Annotated in this window: 1 protein-coding gene; it reads left to right on the top strand. The window is 39.9% G+C overall.

The annotated features are described in order from the left end of the window. Positions 1-139: 139 nt before the first annotated feature. A partial coding sequence (locus tag ACYQ2M_RS25290) for a hypothetical protein (RefSeq protein WP_459919176.1) occupies positions 140-449 on the top strand: 310 nt, incomplete at its 3' end.

Here is a 449-nt window from a genome sequence, read left to right as displayed (position 1 = left end):
AAGCGGCTTCACAACAGACCGCAGGGTCGTGCCGCAAAGGAATGCGTATATTTTATAGAACTTTTTTTCTTTTAACCTGTTTTTGTGGAATCCCCTGCGGCTGGTGAGCCGCGGCGTTAGCGATAAATGGAGTCACAATATGAATGAAATAGTAAAGGGTGTGCTGATTGCATTAATCTCTGGCTCAATTGTCGCTGGGGTTGGTTATTTCAGTATTGTCAGAGACAATCAGATTAGAATAGATAACCTTGAAAAACAGGTAACCGAATTGAGTCAAGAAGTTAAACAGACCCAAAAAGCTGTTAATAAACTCGCTGTTATTCTGGCAACTGCAAATCCGGAATTAGGTAGTTCTATTGCGGATATTCCTCTTTTGCAATTGGATGATGAAGCTGTAAAAAGCTTGCTTGGATTAAAGGAAAAGAAAAAAGCGAATAATCAAAATCGCT

This window comes from Desulfocicer niacini, assembly GCF_054657595.1.
The sequence above is the reverse complement of the archived record's forward strand: the minus strand, read 5'-3'. Positions and strand labels throughout refer to the sequence as shown.